Raw genomic sequence first — 17,484 nt, 5'->3', positions numbered from 1 at the left:
TAGACATAGCCACAAAATACGCTATTTCTTAAATTTTAAATTTCGTCACTTTGCCGATACTGATTTATGATACCTCTGAACAGTAACGGGATTTGTCCTGCGGGCCTTCTTTGTTGTTTGCCGGGTCTGTTAAATCAGCACCCGCCATGGTACAATGTTGATATGTTTTTATAATGAGGAGTCTGATGGCGGGCTTACAGAATATCTGTTGCAGGAGGATGGAAAAGATGGATTTTTATAAAAGGGTTGGGATTGCGGTGAGGGCGGTGCCGGAAGGAAAGGTGGCCACCTATGGTCAAATCGCCCTGCTCTGCGGAAAACCGAAAAATGCAAGGCAGGTGGGATACGCGCTGAACCGCGGACTGGCTGGAGAAGTTCCGGCCCACCGTGTGGTCAACGGACAGGGATATCTGACCGGCGCAGCGTCCTTTGAACACCCGGACCTGCAGAGAATGCTTCTGGAGGAGGAAGAGGTCCTGGTATCGGCAAAAGGACGTGTGGACATGAAACGGGATGGCTGGAGGAATACGCTGGAGGACGCCCTCAGGCTGAAGGAGATGTTTGATCGGGAAGGGATATGAATTCCGGCAAAGTACTTCTCAGGGAGGCAATCCATGATTCAATTGCCTGGGCCAGGATGAACTGCTGCTGCAGTACTGCCTTTCCTGTCTCAGGAATCTCCGGCAAATGTTCCTTCAGCGAGATGTTCTCTTCCAGGTATGTCTTTAAAATGTTTACGTTCTGTTCAATCCTGTCCAGGCAGGATGCCTGCTTTTCCGGGGGCAGGCTTGACAGATTCACAATGACGGCATTGAAATCCAGAAAGATGTTGATGGGTTTGGACGCAAGTTCCAGCATCAGGCTTTCAAATGCCTGTTCACCGGTTTCTGTCAGGGAATAGACCGCTTTTTCGGGCATTTTTCCTTCTTTTATCATATTGCTTTTAATGTATCCTTTTTCTTCCAGCTGGATTACCTTTTTATAGATGGATGGGGTACTGATTTTTACCCATTTCGAGATATTCCGGTATTCTACTAATTTCTGAATATCATAGGCACTCAGGGATTCTTTTTTTAAAATACCCAGCACAATTAAATCTATGGTTGCCATGACAACCTCCTTTTTTCTCTTGACAAATACTATAATTTATAGTAGTATGTGCCCTATGGCCAACTACTATAAATTATAGTACTATATTTTACAACTTGTGTCAAGTGAAAGGAGAGTACAAGATGGAAGGACGTAATAAGAAAATGGAGCTGCTGGGAAGCGCGCCCATACCAAGGGCGCTGTTAGCCATGGGACTTCCCACCATGGTTGGAATGATGATTAATGCGCTGTATAACCTGGTGGACGCATATTTTGTGGGAGGACTTGGAACCAGCCAGATGGGAGCGATTTCAGTGGCATTTCCACTGGGGCAGGCAGTGGTTGGATTGGGCCTGCTCTTTGGAAACGGCGCAGCATCCTATATCTCACGGCTGTTAGGCAGCGGGGACCGGGAGACTGCTGACAGGGTGGCAGCCACTGCCCTGTACAGCAGCATGTTGGTCGGCGGGGCGGTTATTGTCTGCGCAGTGGTTTTTTTGAAGCCAATCTTAAGATGCCTGGGGGCAACGGACAGTATCCTTCCCTATGCCGTTACATATGCAGGGATTTATGTGGTATCATCCATATTTAATGTGTTTAATGTCGCCATGAATAATATTGTAACCAGCGAGGGCGCTGCCAGGACAACCATGTGCGTCCTGCTGACAGGGGCTGCCCTGAATATGATTCTGGACCCTGTTTTTATCTATGTCCTGAATCTGGGAGTGGCCGGAGCAGCCATTGCAACGGCTATCTCACAGGCAGTCTCCACCCTGGTCTACCTGTATTACATTATCCGTAAAAGAAGTATCTTTTGTTTCAGCTTCAGAAAGTGCTGTTTTTCCAAAGAGATTATGTCTGAGATACTGAAAATAGGTATTCCTACCCTGGCCTTCCAGCTGCTGACCAGCCTGTCCATCACTATGATTAATATGGAGGCAAAGCAGTACGGGGATTCTGTGATTGCCGGAATGGGCGCTGTCACCAGGGTGATTTCCCTGGGAAGTCTGATGGTGTTTGGATTTATCAAAGGTTTTCAGCCCATTGCAGGTTATAATTACGGTGCGGGAAACTATAAGCGCCTTCATGAGGCAATCAGGACATCCGTGGTGTGGTCCACCCTGTTCTGCGGTGTATTCGGATTGACCATGGCTGTTTTCTCCGGACCTGTTGTTTCGCGGTTTACAAAGGATGATATGGAGATGATACGCACAGGGCAGAGGGCTCTCAGGGCCAACGGATTATCCTTTCTGCTGTTTGGATTCTACACCGTGTATTCTTCCCTGTTCCTGGCCTTGGGAAAGGCCGGGGAGGGATTTTTTCTTGGAGCCTGCAGGCAGGGAATCTGTTTTGTTCCCATTATCCTGGTTCTTCCGGCTCTGTGGGGATTAAACGGCATTCTGTATGCGCAGCCGGCGGCAGATATTATTTCCGCAATTGCAGCCCTGTATATGGCAATCCGTCTGAATCGGAATATAAGAGGATGAACAGGGCTGTTTGGGGGTGAGCAGTGATACAGCAGGATGAAACAGGAGAGTAAGAAATGAACCCTGAAAAGGAGAGGAGCCGGCGCGATGGGAGTCGTGCCGGCTGAGTATGAAAAAGCTATATATTGTATTAATAGGATGTTTTGTTTATCTATAATTCAAGTATAGGGTTCAGTTATGTCAAAAGTTTGAGCAGCCTATTAATAAAATATGAAAATATTTAATAATTACTTATGAGAATCTTATTTTTGGCAGCAGTAATTCTGAGGCCGTGCCCAATGGACCTTAAATCCGGCGGCACGGCCTTTTCCGTCTGCAGGCGGCAGTCTGCCGTCCATTGATATGGAACCATTATAGCAAAGAGCCATCCAAAAATACAGGCAAGAGGGAAATTAAGATTTCTTAAGATTTATATGAGGTAATTTCCATGGGATTATTTTCTATGATAGAGCCCATGAAAAGAGGAGTGACAAGATGATGGAACATGGAAAACCGATTATATATGTTAAAAATGTACGGAAGGTTTACCGGATGGGGGATGAGGAAGTGGTAGCCCTCAAACGGATTAATCTGAAGATTTATAAAGGCGAGGTCTGCTGTATTTTCGGCACGTCCGGTTCTGGCAAGAGTACGCTTTTGAATCAGCTGGCCGGGATGGAAAAGCCCACGGACGGACAGGTGTTTATCCGGGGAAAAAGTATTTCCCGGATGAGCGAGGAGGAGCTGGCTGCCTTCCGGCAGGAGCACATGAGCTTTATCTTTCAGTCCTATAATCTGCTGCCGTCCATGACAGCGGTTGAAAATGTGGCCATGCCCCTGATGTTTAAGGGGATGGAACGGAAGAAGCGGGAGGCCATGGCAGAAGAACTGCTGAAACGCGTAGGGCTTTCACACCGGCTTCACCACTATCCCTCACAGATGTCAGGCGGACAGCAGCAGCGGGCCGGGATTGCCCGGGCATTTGTGTCCAGGCCTGAGGTGGTGTTTGCAGATGAACCTACCGGCAATCTGGATACAAAAACAACAGCGGAAATCATGGACATGGTCATGGGATTTGCCAGAAGGTTCAACCAGACCATCATACTGGTAACTCATGACCCGGGCATGTCCAGGTATGCAGACCGAATCGTGACGCTGGTGGACGGAATCATAACGGGAGACGAAAGGAAAGGACGGTAAGGATGGAGATAGCGGGAAGGATAAAAAGGGCGGCAGCCGTGATGATTTCAGTTATTATGATAATTGGACTGTGCGGCAGCGCCATGGCAGAGGAGGCAGGCAGTCCGGCGGCGCAGGAACATATTGCCGCCGCAGGGACGGATGGTGAAACCGGTCCCGCCGGGACAGAAGGTGCCGGGGCCGGGGCAGAAGGTGCCGGGGCCGGGACAGAAGATGCCGGGGCTGGGGCATCTGAAACAGGAACAGTACAGCCAGGCAGAGACATGGAAAGTTCCGGCTCTGATTCCGGCAATGCAGTGCAGGGGGGAGAAAGTCAGGGCAGCGAAGGAAACGGCAGCCTGTGGGTGAGTGAATATGAGATTTTTGCCCTGGGCGGTTCAAAAGACACCCTGGATGTGCTGCGCAAAGGACGTCAGGCAAAGGTGGTGGTCAATGTAAGAAGCAATGGGGTCAGGACAAGTGAGGTGGGAAGACGGGGCATAACCGTAACAAAACTGAGTGACAGTTTCCGGAATGGGGAAAATCCAAAGGTAAAGATTACATCGGATAAGGAGGATGACCTGGAGTTTACAGTGACATTTTCCAAGCTTACCTATACGGGCAGGGGGGATGCCCTGAGACTGAAGGTGGGATTTAAGAGTTCGGGAATTCCTCCTGAACAGCTGGAGGTGAACATTTCGGAATGCGAGGAGTCGGCTCCCAGGGAAAATGGGGATACGGGAAGCACCACGGGACAGCCCATCATAAGAGTCAGAAGAATCTCGCCGCAGAATCCGGTGGGGCCCGGGGACCATTTCACGCTGGAAGTGGAGCTTGAGAACACCAGCAGGGATGCGGATATTGAGGATATGGTGGTCAATGTGACACCGGGAGGTTCCCTGTTCATAGGAGATGACACCAACGCAAGAATCATTAACCGTCTGGATACCGGGAGAACCGGACAGGTCAAATTCAACCTGATTGCAGGACAGGATATTTCCGGCCCCAGCCAGCTCATTGATTTGGAATTAAAATATAACTATTATTCAGGCGGACAGCTGACATCAGCCACCTCTTCCCAGAAGGTGCTTCTGCCTGTAAAAGGAGGAACCGCCGCGGGCCAGCCGGTTCTGCGCATAGACAGAGGACCTATGGGGCCGGTCAATTCCGGCCAGCCGTTTCAGATTCTTTTAAAACTGGAAAATACGGACACGGTCAAAGGAATCAGGAATCTCACGGCCACCTTTGAGCCCAATGACCAGATATCCCTTCTGGAAGCAACGGATACCCGGCAGATTGGGGAGATAGGGGCAGGCCAGTCCGTGGATGTGCCGGTGAACCTTAAAGCAGGAGCAGAGCTGTCGGCTGCGGCATCCCAGCTTCTGGGGGTCACATTAAAATTTGACTACGATACAGATAAGGGAACGGTCCAGGGCACCTATTCAGAGCGTATTGTGGTGCCCACCAATGGCAAGGCGGCCACACCGGGAGCCCCCACGCCCAATATCATACTCACCAATTATACATATGGCGATAAAGTCTCAGCGGGACAGGTGTTCCATCTGAGCATGGAGTTTATGAATACCAGTCAGGTATCGCCCATTGAAAATGTAGTCATTTCCCTGGAAACAGGAGAGGGATTATCCATCAACTCGTCATCCAACACATTTTACGTTCCAAAGATGGGACCCGGGGAGAAAAAAGCGCAGCAGGTGGATGTCCAGGCATTATTCCAGACAAAGGATTCCAAGGTACAGTCCCCGAAAATAACCATATCCTGCAAATACGAGTATATTGATAAGACAGAGAGAAAACAGTCCACTGCCGCCGAGACCATTGCAGTACCTGTTTACCAGCCTGACCGGTTCCATGTGAGTCCTCCTTCTTTTGTGGAGGAAATACGTCAGAATGAAGAAACCACCATCTCACTTCCCTATGTGAATAAGGGGAGAGGACAGGTCTACAATGTGGAGGCAAGTCTGGAAGGCGATATCCAGGTGATTGACAGAAGCCTGAACCTGGGGAATTTTGATGCCGGAAAAAGCGGGACCATTGACTTTATAGCAACCCCGAAAAAGACAGGAACCTTTGAGGGCAAGGTAAAGGTGACATATGAGGATGAGTCCATGGAGATACGGACTATGGAGATTCCTGTGACATTCCAGGTGAAAGAAGGCGCTGCCGAGGAACTGGCAGGTGCGGATATAATGGACGGGGAAACGGATGGAGGAAGGAAAATGGACTGGAAGCTGCCGGCAGGTATGCTTACCGCCGTATTGCTGGCAGGAGTCCTGTGGATAAAGAAAAAGAAAGTCGGGAGATTAGATGTTCAAAGGGAAAATCCCGGTCAGAATGGCTGGGATGAGCTGGAAGAAGAGGATGATGAATCATGAAAACAAAGGATTTATTTACCATATGTATCCAAAATCTGACCCGTCACAAGAGCAGGACATTTCTCACTGTATTGGGAGTTATCATCGGCTGCTGTTCCGTGGTCATTATGATATCCATTGGAATTGGAATGAAGGAGGCCCAGAAGAGCATGCTGGCCCAGATGGGAGACCTGACCATCATCAATGTTTATGCGGCCGGCAAAGGGAGCCGTTCGGCAAAGCTGGATAACCAGGCAATCCGGCGTTTAAAGGAAATGGGGTCAGTGGAAGTAGTGACGCCAAGGCTTACGGCGGAAAACATCCCCATCACCCTGTATGCAGGACGGAACCGCCGCTACAAGTCAACCTACACCAGCATAGTAGGGATTGACATAAAGGCGGCCCAGGCCATGGGATACAGGCTGACAGACGGGGCATGGGATAAGGCGGGAAGAGACAGTGTCTTTGTGGGGGAGAATTTTGCTTATATATTTGAGGACACCAAGAGGCCCCCGGGCAGGAATACGGTGGACATGTACAGCGGATATGATAATCTGGATAAAAACGGAATGCCTGTGAAGCCCCCGCCTTATTTTGATTCCATGAAAGAATCTTATACATTGGATATCAGCAGTGATAAGGAAGACGACAGGAAAATCACCCGCCGGCTGGAAGCCGCAGGAAGGATGAAGGAGGATTACGGAAAAGGCGAGGAGACATCCATGGGCCTTGTGATGGACCTGGAAATGCTTAAGACCCTGCTGGACCAGCAGGCAAAGCTTAACGGAAAAAAAACGGAGTGGAAAAAGGGGTATTCAGGCGCCCTGGTCAAGGTAAAGGATATGAACCGGGTGGCGGAGGCGGAGGCGGAAATAAAGCGTATGGGATTCCGGACCAGTTCCATGGAAACCATCCGCAAGCCCATGGAACAGGAGGCCAGACAGAAGCAGATGATGCTGGGCGGCCTGGGTGCCATTTCCCTGTTCGTCGCTGCCCTGGGAATCACCAATACCATGATTATGTCCATATCTGAACGGACCAGGGAAATAGGCGTCATGAAGTCACTGGGGTGTTTTGTCAGGGACATAAGGAGAATATTCCTGCTGGAAGCAGGCTGTATCGGGCTTTTGGGGGGAGTGGCAGGTACTGTGTTCAGCTACGCCATATCATTTATCATGAATATGACCTCCAAAGGCATGTCATCCTCATCCATGGTCATGGGAGTCATGGACACGGACATGGCGGACACGCCCTCCGGATTATCTGTGATACCGTGGTGGCTTTCCCTGTTTGCGGTCCTGTTTTCCATAGCAGTGGGCGTGGGGGCCGGGTATTATCCGGCCAGCAAAGCAGTGAAGATTTCAGCGCTGGAGGCAATCAAACATGACTGACAGGAAAGGGCGTTAGGAAAGGGCAGCAAAAAAGATGAAAGAAAATAGTTAAATGTATCCGTTTATTCTGGTGGAAGAGATGGTATGTCTGAGCTATAATGGAAGATAGCTTTACATGGCTGATACATCCCATGTGAAAAGATGTACGGTAAAAGCGTGATTATGGAGAGAGGTGTCAGGTTGGACAAACGGAAGATATTATTTGCAGATGATGACCCCGAAATACGGGAGGTAGTGAGAATCCTGCTGGAGAGTGAGGGGTACCAGGTTGTGGAAGCAGAGAACGGGGAGCAGGCGGCATCCATGGCAGACGGCACATTCGATTTAATCATACTGGACGTGATGATGCCGGGCCGCAATGGGGTCTCAGCCTGTGCAGAGATACGCAGAAAGTTAAACACTCCCATCCTGTTCCTTACGGCCCGCACCCAGGATTCCGATAAGACAATGGGATTCGGGGCAGGGGGTGACGACTATCTGGCAAAGCCATTTTCCTACGCAGAGCTGGCTGCCAGGGTAAAAGCCATGATACGCCGGTATCATGTGTACAAGGGAAAAGAGGGGGACGGAGCGGAGACGATAGTCATACAGGACCTTGTCATTCAGAAAACATTCAACGAGGTCATGAAAAACGGAGGGGAGATTTTTCTCACAGACCTGGAATACCGTATCCTTTTGCTGCTTGCGTCCAACCGGGGCAAACTGTTTACCATTGAGAATATCTATGAGAGCGTGTGGGGGGAGGCGTACTTTTACAGCGCCAATAATACGGTGATGGTCCATATCAGAAATCTCCGAAGAAAGCTGGAGACAGACCCAAAGAATCCCAAATATATTGTAAATGTATGGGGAAAGGGGTACCGGATTGAATAGAAGAAGGAGTATCAGCAGACTGGGAACAGAGCTTGCACTGGCAGCAGTGGCATCTGCCCTTGTGTCCCTGGCTCTCTATATGGCCCTTAACACCTTGTTTTTTAGCTTTCTGGACCAGGTGGTTTACAGCGAAGAGAGAATGAACCTGAGGGAGCAGGCAGGCGTGGAACGGCTTCAGGCTTATGTGACGGAAAACGGGCTGTCCGTGCATGACAGTAAGATGCTGGATAAGTGGGCCTCAGGGGAAAAGAATCTTCTCATATCCATTTATAAAGACGGCAGATTTCAGTACAGTAATGATGCCAAGGTGATGGTGATGGTTCCTGACATGGATGAATGGGAGGATACCGCGTGGCTCTATGAGGTGAAATTTGCAGACGGAACAGCCCAGGCAGGAATCAGCTATTATATGGAGTACGGTTACTATACTGCTGCCAGCGTGCTGGGCGGTGTGATATCCATGGCAGTCTTTGCCCTTGTACTGGTCATGCTGATTCGCGGAAAAATCAGATATATAGATTTAATGGAACAGGAGATACAGATACTGAAGGGCGGGGACCTGGATTACCGGATTACGGTGAAGGGAAAGGATGAGCTTGCCTCCCTTGCATGGGAGATTGATGCCATGCGCTGTGCCATCAAAGAACGGCAGAAGAAGGAGGAGGAAGCAGGAAAGGCAAACCGTGAACTGGTCACAGCCATGTCCCATGACCTGCGGACCCCCCTGACCAGCCTGTTGGGTTATGTGGACATACTTCAGATGGAAAAGGAGGAAGACAGGGGACGGCAGAGAAGGTATCTGAATTCCATCCGGGATAAAGCATACCAGATAAAGGAGCTTTCGGATAAATTGTTTGAGTATTTCATTGTATATGGAAGAGAACGGGAGGAGCTGGAGGCAGAGGAGGTCAATGGGGCTGAGTTCCTGGGACAAATCGTGGAGGAGAGCCTTTTTGACATGGAAAGCGAGGGGTTTGACATCAGGCGCAGTTCCGATGAAATCAACTGCAGGCTTTGGGCGGACATCAATCTGTGCCGCCGGGTATTCGGAAACATCTTTTCCAATCTTTTAAAATATGCGGACAGGGACCGCCCGGTAACCGTGTCCTACCGGCAGCGGGCGGATTGTCTCGTCATCTGCATTGGCAATTACGCAGCAGAGAATGCGGAGACAAAGGAGAGCAGCGGAATCGGCCTTAAGACCTGCGCTAAAATCATGGAGGCCCACGGAGGAAGCTTTTTCAGCGGACAGGAGGGTGATTTCTTCCGGACGCAGATAAGCTTTCCGCTAGGGCGTGCAGATGGAGGAAATGAATTTTCTGACAGGCCATAGTACGGCGTTGTGTAAGACAGCAGGTGCCATATCACGGTTAACTGTACAATGCTGTACTAATCATTTCCTGAAAGGCCGCATACAGCCACAACCGCCAGGATACCGATTCCAGCCACCAAAAACCACATATTTACCCCGAAAATCTGGGCCACAGGGCTGGATATAAGGAGGCCCACAGGCATGGCCAGGGACATGATGCTTCCCAAAAGGGAGAAGGCCCGCCCCTGGGCTTCGGCAGGTATGGTTTCCTGCAGATAGGCTATGAATGGTATATTGTAAACACTGCCTGAGCCGCCCATGAACATGCAGGTCACTGCAAAGACGTACCAGGCCCGCATATCAGGGGGCAGGATGCCGCAGATAAAACAGGTGATGCCGCTTCCTGCCAGTCCAAGGTAGGAGGCTTTCAGTTTATTATTTACTTTTCCCAAGCTGCCGAATATCATGGCGGATACCATCATGCCAAAGGCATAGAGGAATTCCACTGCGCTGCCATGCCATGCGCTGGCCTTAAAATATGTGCTGGACATCAGGGGGTAATAGGAGGCCAGGGGCAGGTAGAACACCATGGTAATGGCTGCGGCCGCAGTCAGTTTCATCAGTCTTCGGTCACTCATGCAGATACCCAGGCCCTCCTTCATCTCACGGATTAAATGAGGGGGTCCCTGATGGCTGTGTTCCGGCTCCGGTATGGTTACTGCTGCCATGGTAAGGCTGGCAGCTGCTGCACCGATAAAATCAGTCAGCAGGATGACGGGAAGAGGCAGCGCGGCATACATGGCGGCTCCTATGACAGGTCCCAGCATAAAAGCGCCGGACTGCATGAACTGGTTCCACCCATTGGCCCGGACCAGTTTGTCCGGAGGCACCAGCTGGGGTACGATGGACTGAATGGCAGGCGTATGGAATACGCCTCCCACGGCCCGTATGCCCAGAACCGCGCAGGCAGACCAGTACGGGGGATGGCCCAGCCACAGGAGGGCGGCAAAGACCACGGCTGTCAGGCCGATGAACATGTCCGCAGCAATGGCCACATATTTACGCTTCAGGCGGTCAATCCACACTCCGGCAAAAGGACCAAGAAAGATTTGGGGCAGAAATGCCACCAGGCCGGATAATGCCATCATTAAAGGGGAGCCGGTTTCGCTGGCCAGCCACCAAATCAGCGCAAACTGGACAGCGGAGCTTCCGATAAGGGAAACAGTCTGGCCCGCTGCAATGGTCAGGAACTTTTGTTTCCATTTTGAATAGTCATTCATATGAAAGTATCCTTTCTGTATTAAATCAGTTTCAAACACCTAAAAAGGCAGATAAAACCAATATGGTCTTATCTGCCTTGCCTGCATACGGAAAGAAAACTGTCCCCGGGGTCAGCGGCGGACAATTCACATAATATACGAAATGATATCAGGCGTATCTGCATCTCATCCGTAAAACAGGCACAACAAAAAAACCATGTAAGGTTTTATTTACTTGCTGCTTATCTTAAACGAATGGATAAATACATCAAACGCCCTCCTCTTTGTAAAGTACAGTTATCATATCAGAAAATGCGGGATATGTCAAAAGGAATTGATTCCAGGTAAATGTATCCGGAGAGATAATACCCCAGAACAGACTTACAGGCTGGAAGGTGAGGGTTCAATGGGAAGGTCTGCCGTGAAGGTGGTGCCGATGCCAGCCTCGCTGATGACCTGGATGCTGCCCTTGTGGAGGTGGATGATTTTTTCCACCACAGTCAGGCCGATACCGTTCCCTTCCGTTGTATGGGAACTGTCACCCTGGTAGAACCGGTCAAATATATGGTCTTTTGTCTCTTCATCCATACCGCATCCATTATCCATAATCTGGAAAATAATCTGGTCCTTTATCCGGTGCAGCTTCAGCTTTATTTTTCCGTTTTGTGGGGAAAATTTGACGGCATTGTCAATCAGGTTAATCCATACCTGGTTCAGAAGCGCCTTGTTTCCATGGTATTCCAGTTCATCCAAGTCAATAATCAGTTCCAGTTCCTTTTTCTGCCATTTTGATTCCAGCAGCAGGATGGACTGGCGTATTTCTTCCGACAGGTCAAAGGTTTCCATATCGGACAGGATGCTCATTTTCTCTATCTTGGACAGGTTCAGCACGTTGGTGGAGAGCTGGGACAGGCGGTTGGATTCGTTTATAATAATATCCAGATATTCGTCCCGTTCCTCCTTGGTGAGACTGTCATTTTTCAGTATCTTGGCAAAGCCCCTCAGGGATACGATGGGGGTTTTGAATTCGTGGGAAAAATCATTAATGAAGTCTGAGCGCAGCAGCTCCGTATTCTCCAGCTCCTGGGCCATGCGGTTAAAGCTTTCGGACAGCCGTTCAAATTCCCGGTTCAGCTCCAGATGGATGCGTACCTTGAAGTTGCCGTCCGCCAGCTGGTTGATGGCTTCAATCAGGTCCCGGATGGGTTTGAGGGGGATGCGGCTCAGGAGCAGGGTGAGTCCGGCACCCACCACGGCGCTGAGCACGGCCAGTAAGGGGATGGGGCGCCAGAACTGGGGAATGGGGATGTCAGCCTGGTAGAAAATCCTCCAGTATAAATACATTAAAAATCCCTGCAGGGTCATGACCGTGAGCATGATTAGGAAAATCCCTGCAGTCAGGATGAGGGTCATGGTACCCAGCGGCTTGCGGCCGTTTTTGTGTCTCATAGGTTTTTCACCGCCTTATAGCCCAGGCCGCGTATGGTTTCAATTGTAAACTCAGGATAGTCCTCAAAACGCTTCCGCAGCCGGTTTATGTGTACATTGATGGTATTGTCGTCTGATTGGGACTCCATGCCCCATATCTCATCCATGAGCTGGATTCGGGTAAATATCTTGCCGGGATAGGACAGGAGCTTGTAGAGAAGATAAAATTCCTTGCGGGGCAGGGTCTGGCTCTCATTCCCCCGGCTTACGGTCAGGGAATCGTAGTCCAGGCACACATCTCCCATGGTGATGCGCCGTTCGCTTACAATCTGGGCCCTGCGAAGCAATGCACGGATGCGCAGAATCATTTCCTCCTCATCCACGGGCTTTGTCATATAATCATCTGTTCCCACGATGAAGCCCTTCCGCTTGTCCTCAGGCAGCTGCTTGGCAGTGACCATGAGGATGGGCAGGGTGTAATCCGTTGCCCTCAGCTGCCTGGTGAGCTCATAGCCGTCCATGCCGGGCATCATGATGTCCAGGATTACCAGGTCCACATGATGGGTATCTAATAATTTCAAGGCCTCCAGGCCGTCGCATGCCAGGATGGGATGGTATCCGTGTTCCTTCAGCACAGCCTCCATCAGCCTTCGGGTGTTCCTGTCATCTTCCGCAACCAGTATCTGAAACATGTTCCGTTACCTCCCTCTTACACTTCATTATACATATATAACACCTTTTTATAAAGTAAACATAAACGAATTGTCAGGAAATCGAAGAATATTCATTTTTTAATCAAGAGATTGGCTTATTGGAAGTTTTATGAATCAGAACTAAAAGGCAGACACACAGTAAAGTCACAAAAAATTCACAGAATAAGGCGAAATAAATGGCTCACAGGCTGGATTTGTTAATGTTGAATTAATCTTCAACCTTTAATATTAGGAATCAGTTGAGTAAACCAGCAAAGGAGATTGGATATGAGCAAAAGCAGAAAAATCAAGATTGGCATTGCGGCCGGAATCATCGTCATACTGGCTGCGGCCTTGATTGCTATGAAAGGCGGAAATAAATCAAAGGGCGGAATGCCTATGGGACAGGAGGCTTCGGTCACAGTGGTGAGGGCGGAGCAGCCGTCCATAGGAGATATCATTCTTACCACAGGGCTTACCGGCACAGTGGAGCCCTCTGACGTGGTTCATATCTATGCAAAAGCAGCAGGAGATGTAACGGCAGTGTATGTGAAGGCAGGGGACGTGGTGACACAGGGCCAGGTCCTGTTTGAGATTGATACGGAGCAGGTGGAGACAGCTAAGAACTCCATGGATTCTGCTTCCGTATCCCTTTCAGAGGCCCAGAGCAACCTGAGAAGGATGCAGATTCTCTACAGCGGCGGGGATTTGTCAGAGCAGGAATACGAGCAGTATGTCAATGCGGTGAAATCCGCGCAGCTCCAGTATGAGTCCGCCAAGCTGGCCTACGAACGGCAGGTGCAGTACAGTTCCATCACCTCTCCCATTAACGGAAAGATTGAAAGCTTTGACGTGGAGGTCTATGACAGGGTGAGCCAGTCCCAGGATTTGTGCGTGATTGCCGGAGAGGGTGAGAATATAGTTTCCTTCTACGTGACCCAGCGCATGATGCAGAATGCCAATGTGGGCGATGAGCTGGAAATCCAGAAGAACGGTACTACATACAAAGCATATATCAGTGAAATCAATTCCATGGTAGATGCGGACACAGGGCTGTTTAAGGTAAAGGCCCAGATTGAAAACACCCAGGAAATCGCAGCAGGGAGCACGGTAAAATTAAACCTTGTAACGGAACGCGCATTGGATACAATGGTGGTACCCATTGATGCTATCTATTACAGCGGGGGCAATGCCTATGTTTATCTGTACCAGGACGGCGCCGCTGCCATGGCCCAGGTGGAAGTGGGGCTGGAAGACGAAGAGCATGCCCAGATTCTTTCCGGCCTGTCAGCTGGCGACATGGTGGTGAGCACATGGAGTTCCAACCTGTATGAAGGTGCAAAAATCCGTTTGAGGGATGAAGACAGCAAAGATACGCAGTCACAGGCAGAACAGGAGGCATAAACCATGGGATTGACAAAGTTTGTATTAAAACGTCCGGTGGCGACGGTCATGGCACTGCTTTGCCTTTTGGTATTCGGTATATCTTCCGTATTCAATGCCACGCTGGAGCAGATGCCGGACACGGACCAGCCAATGCTGATTATCATAGCCTCTTATTCCGGCGCAGGTCCTGAGGACATTGATGAACTGGTGACCCAGCCCATAGAAGACCAGGTGGGAACCATAGAGGGCGTAAAAAGCATGAGCTCCACCTCCAGCGAGAACAGGGCCATGATTATGCTGGAATATGATTACGGAACCGATATGGACGACGCATACAATGATTTATCCCAGAGTCTGGACGCACTGAGCCGTCAGCTTCCTGACGATGCGGAAACCTCTGTCATGGAGATGAATAACAATGCGGGCACCACCATGATGCTTTCCATATCCAATCCCTCCCAGGAGGATTTGTACGACTATGTGGACCAGACCGTGGTGCCCCTGCTGGAGCAGATTTCCTCTGTGGCGGAGGTGGAGGCCATGGGCGGAAAGTCGGAATACTATAAAATCGAGCTTCAGTCCGATGAGATGGCCCAGTATCAGGTGACTATGAACGACGTGTCCACAGCCATGAGTACGGCCAATCTTTCCTATCCTTCCGGCGATGCCGTATCCGGAAAGCTGGAGCTTTCTGTCTCCACCTCCCTGGAGCATGAGACCATAGAGGCCCTGAAGGAAGTCCCCATCACCACCTCCAGCGGAAAGATTGTATATCTGGAGGACATTGCCAGGGTTTATGAGGCAGAAGAAAGCCGGGGAGGCATTTCCCGCTATAACGGCGAGGACACCATCTCTATTTCTATTACCAAACAGCAGAGCAGTACTGCTATGGATGTGTCATCCGGGGTGCAGGAGGTCATAGAGAGCCTGGAGGCGGAGGATGAGAATCTGAATATCCGGATAGTCAGGGACAGTGCGGACAGCATTCTCAGTTCCCTTAAGGATGTGGCCCTTACCCTGGTGCTGGCAGCTGTTATTTCCATGATTATCATATTTATTTTCTTTGGAGATTATAAGGCCTCCCTGATAGTGGGAAGCTCCATACCCACCTCTATCCTGGTATCCCTGATTCTGATGACGGGCGCTGGCTTTTCCCTGAACATCATTACCATGAGCGGTCTGGTGCTGGGCGTAGGCATGATGGTGGATAACTCCATTGTTGTGCTGGAGAGCTGCTTCAGGGCCATAGAGACAGAGGAGGACAAGGGGCTGCTGGGATATGCCAGGGCTTCCCTGTCCGGCACCAACATTGTGCTGCAGTCTATCCTTGGTTCCACGGCCACCACCTGCGTGGTTTTCCTTCCCCTGATATTCCTGCAGGGAATGTCGGGGCAGATGTTCGGCTCCATGGGATACGTTATCGTATTCTGTATGTGCGCCTCCTTCCTGTCGGCCATTACCATTGTCCCCCTTACCTATATGGCCTATAAACCGCAGGAGAGGATGCAGGCGCCCATGTCCCGGCCCATGGAGCGGATACAGAACGGATACCGCCGCATCATGCCCGGACTTTTAAACCACAAGGCCGTCATCATGATTGCATCTGTAATCCTTGTGATTGCAGCCTATTTTCTGGCCAGCGGGATGGAAACCGAGCTTATGACTGCGGATGATACGGGAACGGTCAGCGTTTCCATAGAAACAAGGCCGGGCCTGCTGTCGGAAAATGCCGACGCCATGCTGACCCGTGCAGAGGAGATTGTCAAAGGACATCCGGATGTGGAATCCTACATGCTGCGCTACAACAATGACAGCGGTACCATAACAGCCTATCTGAGGGATAACAGGGAGATGAGTACCGATGAGGTGGTGGAGCAGTGGGAAACAGAGATGGCGGACCTGGATAACTGCACCGTGACAGTGGATGCATCCTCATCCATGAGCTTCATGAGCAGGAGCAGGGGATATGAAGTCATTCTCAACGGCACGGATTACGATGAACTTCAGGAAGTCAGCAATAAGATTGTGGCGGAGATGACGGCCAGGGACGATGTAAAGAACGTCCATTCCAGTATAGAAAATACAGCGCCTGTGGTCACTGTAAAGGTGGACCCGGTACTGGCGGCGGCAGAGGGGCTTACGGCATCCCAGATTGGTTCCCAGGTAAAACAGATGATGGACGGCGAGGAAGTGACCACCCTGGATGTGGATGGCAGGGAAGTCAGCGTGATGGCGGAATATCCGGAGGATGAGTACCGGACTGTCAGCCAGATGAAGGATATCATACTCTCCAAGCCTTCCGGGGGTTATGTGGGCCTGACGGATGTGGCGGAGATTTATTTTAAGGACAGCCCGGCTTCCATTTCCAAGACGGATAAGGCATATGAGATAACCATTACAGCAGATTATACAGGGGGAAATGTCCAGTCAGCCATAGACAGCGAGGTCATAAGCCCTAACTTAAGCGGCACCATAAAGAAAGGCGTAAACTCCATGAACCGTATGATGCAGGAGGAATTTGCAGCCTTGTACCAGGCCATTGCCGTTGCTGTATTCCTGGTATTCGTGGTGCTGTCGGCTCAGTTTGAGTCCCCCAAGTTTTCCTTTATGGTAATGACTACCATACCCTTCAGCCTTATAGGCTCCTTTGGCCTTTTGCAGATTACGGGAGTCAGCATCAGCATGACTTCCATACTGGGATTCCTGATTCTGGTTGGAACAGTTGTAAACAACGGTATCCTGTACGTGGATACGGTGAACCAGTACCGCATGACCATGGATTTAAAAACAGCCCTGATTGAGGCGGGAGCCACACGTTTAAGGCCCATCATGATGACCAGCCTTACCACCATACTGTCCATGATTCCCATGGCCCTGGCCATAGGCGACAGCGGTTCCACCACCCAGGGCCTGGCCATTGTCAATATCGGCGGGCTCAGCGTGGGCGTGGCAGTGGCTCTGTTCATCCTGCCGATTTACTATGCATTGATGAACGGTGATAAGAAGCGTGTGGTGCTGGATATCTAAGAAAGAGGTG

The 17,484-nt window shown here is 50.3% G+C and carries 13 protein-coding genes; 9 read left to right on the top strand and 4 right to left on the bottom strand.

Going from position 1 to position 17,484, the window contains the following annotated elements; genetic code table 11:
* Positions 1 to 227 precede the first annotated feature (227 nt).
* On the top strand, positions 228 to 581 hold the full coding sequence (locus FGS84_RS28385) for an MGMT family protein (protein WP_138311547.1): 354 nt from the start codon (positions 228 to 230) through the stop codon (positions 579 to 581).
* On the opposite strand, the gene FGS84_RS28380 is transcribed toward FGS84_RS28385, so the two are convergent.
* Positions 544 to 1,110 (bottom strand): PadR family transcriptional regulator, encoded by a 567-nt coding sequence (locus FGS84_RS28380; protein ID WP_138311546.1) that lies wholly within the window; start codon positions 1,108 to 1,110, stop codon positions 544 to 546. The two genes, FGS84_RS28385 and FGS84_RS28380, sit on opposite strands and share 38 nt — an antisense overlap.
* Before the next feature lie 122 nt (positions 1,111 to 1,232).
* Between FGS84_RS28380 and FGS84_RS28375 the strand changes: the two genes are divergently transcribed.
* The 6 genes from FGS84_RS28375 to FGS84_RS28350 all read left to right on the top strand — a co-directional run bounded on the left by FGS84_RS28375 (position 1,233) and on the right by FGS84_RS28350 (position 9,703).
* Positions 1,233 to 2,576, top strand: coding sequence for an MATE family efflux transporter (locus FGS84_RS28375; protein WP_138311545.1), 1,344 nt, complete (start codon positions 1,233 to 1,235; stop codon positions 2,574 to 2,576).
* A gap of 477 nt (positions 2,577 to 3,053) precedes the next feature.
* Entirely contained in the window at positions 3,054 to 3,755 is a 702-nt protein-coding gene (locus tag FGS84_RS28370) for an ABC transporter ATP-binding protein (protein ID WP_138311551.1), read from the top strand.
* 2 nt (positions 3,756 to 3,757) lie between these two features.
* The gene (locus FGS84_RS28365; RefSeq protein ID WP_138311544.1) at positions 3,758 to 6,127 is read left to right on the top strand and encodes a hypothetical protein; all 2,370 of its coding nucleotides are present in this window, start codon (positions 3,758 to 3,760) and stop codon (positions 6,125 to 6,127) included.
* On the top strand, positions 6,124 to 7,497 hold the full coding sequence (locus FGS84_RS28360; RefSeq protein WP_138311543.1) for an ABC transporter permease: 1,374 nt from the start codon (positions 6,124 to 6,126) through the stop codon (positions 7,495 to 7,497). Before FGS84_RS28365 ends, FGS84_RS28360 begins: the two co-directional genes overlap by 4 nt.
* Before the next feature lie 162 nt (positions 7,498 to 7,659).
* Positions 7,660 to 8,370 carry a response regulator transcription factor gene (locus FGS84_RS28355; RefSeq protein WP_138311550.1) on the top strand — a complete coding sequence of 237 codons (711 nt, stop codon included), beginning with the start codon at positions 7,660 to 7,662 and terminating at the stop codon, positions 8,368 to 8,370.
* On the top strand, positions 8,363 to 9,703 hold the full coding sequence (locus FGS84_RS28350) for a HAMP domain-containing sensor histidine kinase (RefSeq protein WP_138311542.1): 1,341 nt from the start codon (positions 8,363 to 8,365) through the stop codon (positions 9,701 to 9,703). Before FGS84_RS28355 ends, FGS84_RS28350 begins: the two co-directional genes overlap by 8 nt.
* 56 nt (positions 9,704 to 9,759) lie before the next feature.
* Here FGS84_RS28350 and FGS84_RS28345 read toward each other — a convergent pair whose 3' ends face one another.
* The 3 genes from FGS84_RS28345 to FGS84_RS28335 form a co-directional block, all read right to left on the bottom strand.
* The gene (locus FGS84_RS28345) at positions 9,760 to 10,962 is read right to left on the bottom strand and encodes an MFS transporter (protein ID WP_138311541.1); all 1,203 of its coding nucleotides are present in this window, start codon (positions 10,960 to 10,962) and stop codon (positions 9,760 to 9,762) included.
* A 360-nt stretch (positions 10,963 to 11,322) separates the two neighbouring features.
* Positions 11,323 to 12,390 carry a HAMP domain-containing sensor histidine kinase gene (locus FGS84_RS28340; RefSeq protein WP_138311540.1) on the bottom strand — a complete coding sequence of 356 codons (1,068 nt, stop codon included), beginning with the start codon at positions 12,388 to 12,390 and terminating at the stop codon, positions 11,323 to 11,325.
* Positions 12,387 to 13,061 (bottom strand): response regulator transcription factor, encoded by a 675-nt coding sequence (locus FGS84_RS28335; RefSeq protein ID WP_138311539.1) that lies wholly within the window; start codon positions 13,059 to 13,061, stop codon positions 12,387 to 12,389. The genes FGS84_RS28340 and FGS84_RS28335 overlap by 4 nt, the downstream gene beginning before the upstream one ends.
* A 288-nt stretch (positions 13,062 to 13,349) precedes the next feature.
* Here FGS84_RS28335 and FGS84_RS28330 point away from each other — a divergent pair, with 288 nt between their 5' ends.
* Together FGS84_RS28330 and FGS84_RS28325 are read left to right on the top strand one after the other, a co-directional pair.
* Positions 13,350 to 14,465: an efflux RND transporter periplasmic adaptor subunit gene (locus FGS84_RS28330; RefSeq protein WP_138311538.1), complete on the top strand. Its 1,116-nt coding sequence runs from the start codon at positions 13,350 to 13,352 to the stop codon at positions 14,463 to 14,465.
* A gap of 3 nt (positions 14,466 to 14,468) precedes the next feature.
* On the top strand, positions 14,469 to 17,474 hold the full coding sequence (locus FGS84_RS28325) for an efflux RND transporter permease subunit (RefSeq protein WP_138311537.1): 3,006 nt from the start codon (positions 14,469 to 14,471) through the stop codon (positions 17,472 to 17,474).
* The last annotated feature ends 10 nt before the right edge of the window (positions 17,475 to 17,484 follow it).

Source organism: Clostridium sp. 1001271st1 H5, assembly GCF_005845215.1.
Lineage (GTDB): Bacteria > Bacillota > Clostridia > Lachnospirales > Lachnospiraceae > Enterocloster.
This window is presented reverse-complemented; position numbering and strand designations above follow the sequence as displayed.